The organism is Paenisporosarcina sp. P4_E4_2 (assembly GCF_056401595.1).
In genome coordinates this window covers 1-3,195 of the sequence record NZ_JBFUJC010000351.1, presented here as the reverse complement: position 1 = coordinate 3,195, position 3,195 = coordinate 1, and the positions used below count along the sequence as shown (strand labels likewise).

The following is a 3,195-nucleotide window of genomic DNA, read 5'->3' as shown; positions in this document are numbered from 1 at the left end:
ATATAATATCTAATCCTCGATATGAATTAAAAAAAGAATATCATCTTGTACAAGATTCTCGGGTTCGAAGGATTGATGAACATACTATTAAGTTTAAAGCTGAACACCCTAACCTAAAAAATTTATTAAAAGAGCCTAAGCCTGTTTATTATTATAAATTAAAAGAAAATATTATGTTAAAACACATTGTAATGAAATTGAATGTGATCACCAAAAATTTAAAGGAATTTCTTCTTAATTCGGAACAAAAAGTAATTATAGAAATTAAAGAGAGTTCTTATTGGGGTGAATCAAACAAATCTAATTTAAGATTGCAGAATAAAATTATAAATGATTTACAAAAAATGAAAAATGACATTCAAAAAATAGAAAAATCTTGGAATAAATTTCTTTTAATTAAATGGATTAAGGAATTAGAAGAGAGTAATCAAGATCAAGTACCATTAGCGATGTTGTTTGACAATAGATATAATTTTATTAATCAAATATATAGAGAAATGATGGAACAAAAATATTCAATTTCACTTGATGAATCTTTTAAATTTCATTGGAAGAGAACTGATAAGCTATACGAAATATGGGGATTTATTAAAGTGATTGAAACATTGTTATCAGAAAAAATGGGATATAAAGCTGTTGAAGGATGGCTATTAAAAATTAATTCTAGTAGTACAAATGTGGAAGTACCAGAATTATCACAAGGCTCATATGTAATATTTAAAAAAGAAGAAATAGAAATCATAATAACTTATGATGAAGTATTACCTTCTTCTTCAGACAAAACATCTTTAAGAAAGCCTCTATATACTAGCTCAAATCATAACCGTCCTGATTGTAGAATTGATGTATATGATGCTAATGGACATATTGGGAGTATGATTTTAGACTTCAAATATAGACCTTTACATAATATATGGAAAGACTCGCTTATGAGTAAAAGTAATCCTTCAGATGTTATGAAACAATTAAATAATTATAGTTCAATGTGCAGGAGTAGTTGGCTATATAAGGGAAGAATGAATGAAAGACAATTAAGGCAAATTAGACCAGTATTTGAAGTATGGCCAGTTTACCCAGGACGAGGAAAAAAAAATAAGAGAGAATTAAATGAACATCAAATCAGGCTAGTTGATCTTTCGCCCGGAGAAGAACATGAATATTTCGTGGATATTTTTAGTAAAGCAATAGACGAAATTGTAAATAGTGCTCCTGAAGGGTGAACCTGCAATGAATGCTAATTTTAAAGTTTATATTGCGTAATGAACTCAATTGATAGTGAATTTAGTCAGATAATTATTAAATAATTGGTACTTAATAGAAGGAAAAAGAGTAGCCTAAATAAATTAGGTTACTCTTTTTAGTTACGTTATTGCTAACAACAAACTGAAAAATTTGGAATAATTGTCCATCATAAGAAAGGGATTCATAATGGGTATTTTTCAATAGTGAACGTACATGAACCGGTTTCTTTCAGAAAAGATATTCTCCTATTTAAATGTACGGTATCGCATTTTTACAATCTGCAAATTAGGAGCAATATCCAGTAAACATTCTTGCTGGAACCCCAACTTTTCATAAAGAGTAGCAGCAGGGATATTCTTTAATCCCGTTGAGACAATCACATCACGATTGCCCCGTATTTCTTCCACTACGTATTTCACCAACTGACGTCCAATCCCTTTGCGAAAAGAAGCGGGAGCCACAACCAACCGGCAAATATCAACGAAGTCTTCATTTTCTTCATAGGAGAGAACCCCAAGGAGTTGATCGTCTTCGTAATAACCGATGAAAATTTCTTTGCTGTTCATGATGTCGTCGACTGTTTCGGAAAGAGCTGGAATGCTTTGGAATTCAATGAGGTCTGCTTCGATTTGATAGGAGGGACGTTGGATGGTAAGGATTTTAAGTGCAAAGTGTATAATGGAGTTTTTCAATGGTTTAATCATAAAGGTTCTCTTCCTTTAAAAAGTTTTTATTTATAAGGAGTTTTCAATAAATTAAGAATATACTAAATGTGATCAGATATCAATAAACAGTGAGTAGTTTAATGGATTAGTTGTAAATTATTTTTAAGCGAATAGATAGATTTATAAATTTAAATGTAATGCACCAAGTTGATGTAATTATCTCTAAATAGTGAATAAGAAAATGCCGTTCGCAGAAAGAAAACATGTATAGCCAGGATGCTGCATGAGCATACAAAGGAGCTCGGTAAGTGACAGGAGGACAAGGAAAAAGTGAATCGTATAGTAAAGGTTGAACGACCTGAATTGATAACAGTTTGTAAACTTGTCGGAACATTTGATAAAGTTGTGAATAAGAAAAAAATTAAGAAATTAAAATTACTAACTATATTACCATTTATAACCAAGTGGTATATGATGTAATATAGTGAGTAATAGAGGAGTGAGGAATAATAGTGTATGAGGATAAGCAAAATTTAAAAATGGATCCATATGACTTGAATGTAATAATCGAGAAGGCAAAGGATTTCTTTAGAAAAGAAATTGCTCCAAGTCATATAGTGAATACTAAAAAGTTGAAAAAACTAAAGGAATTTAATCTCAATCCATTTTTAGACAAGTATAAAGCAAGTTTCTTAACTGGTAATGTTGATCCATTGAGCGTGGCTCAAGCACTTGTATATCCTAGAGTATTAGGTACATCAATCAATACTACTTTTGGAAACAAGCTACAGCTATTTTGTAGTGAGGTTTTGGAAGGCTTCAAATCGACAACATCAGGTATTGATATTGAATTTATTGATAAAATAGATGGTGAGAGAAAATATTGTCAGATAAAAGCTGGTCCTAATACTATTAATAAAGATGATGTAAAAACTATTAAAGGTCATTTTCAAGGTGTAAGAGCTTTGGCAAGGACTAATGGGCAGAGAATAGCTCTCGATGATTTAGTGGTAGGAGTCTTTTATGGAACTAAAAAGGAATTAAGCGGACATTATAAGAAAATTAATATGGAATATCCTGTATTAATAGGAGAAGAGTTTTGGCATAGACTTACTGGTGATCATGAGTTCTATGAGAAATTGACAGATGCTATAGGACAGGTAGCGTCAGAGTATGACAGCTCGGAGTTAATAGAGGAAGTTATTTGTGAGTTAGCAAAAGAGATAGAAAAATTGCCAGGTTTTGAAACAGTAAAAAATGAATACTAGAGGATGCTTAACCTTTCTAG

General features: G+C 31.0%; 3 protein-coding genes. 2 read left to right on the top strand and 1 reads right to left on the bottom strand.

Features of this window, described 5'->3' with window-relative positions; translation table 11 throughout:
* Window positions 1–1,220, top strand: a 1,220-nt coding sequence (locus AC1DSB_RS16925) for a nuclease domain-containing protein (RefSeq protein WP_477587174.1), incomplete at its 5' end; no start/stop codon positions are given.
* Window positions 1,221–1,487: 267 nt separating this feature from the next.
* Here the strand turns inward: AC1DSB_RS16925 and AC1DSB_RS16920 are convergent.
* A complete protein-coding gene (locus tag AC1DSB_RS16920) occupies window positions 1,488–1,946 on the bottom strand; it encodes a GNAT family N-acetyltransferase (RefSeq protein WP_477587173.1) in 459 nt (152 codons plus the stop codon).
* A gap of 473 nt (window positions 1,947–2,419) precedes the next feature.
* Here AC1DSB_RS16920 and AC1DSB_RS16915 point away from each other — a divergent pair, with 473 nt between their 5' ends.
* Window positions 2,420–3,175 (top strand): PmeII family type II restriction endonuclease, encoded by a 756-nt coding sequence (locus tag AC1DSB_RS16915; RefSeq protein ID WP_477533387.1) that lies wholly within the window; start codon window positions 2,420–2,422, stop codon window positions 3,173–3,175.
* Window positions 3,176–3,195 lie beyond the last annotated feature (20 nt).

Excerpts from the sequence above, each read along its gene's own strand:
- AC1DSB_RS16920 (WP_477587173.1), bottom strand. The coding sequence starts at position 1,946 with ATGATTAAACCATTGAAAAACTCCATTATACACTTTGCACTTAAAATC.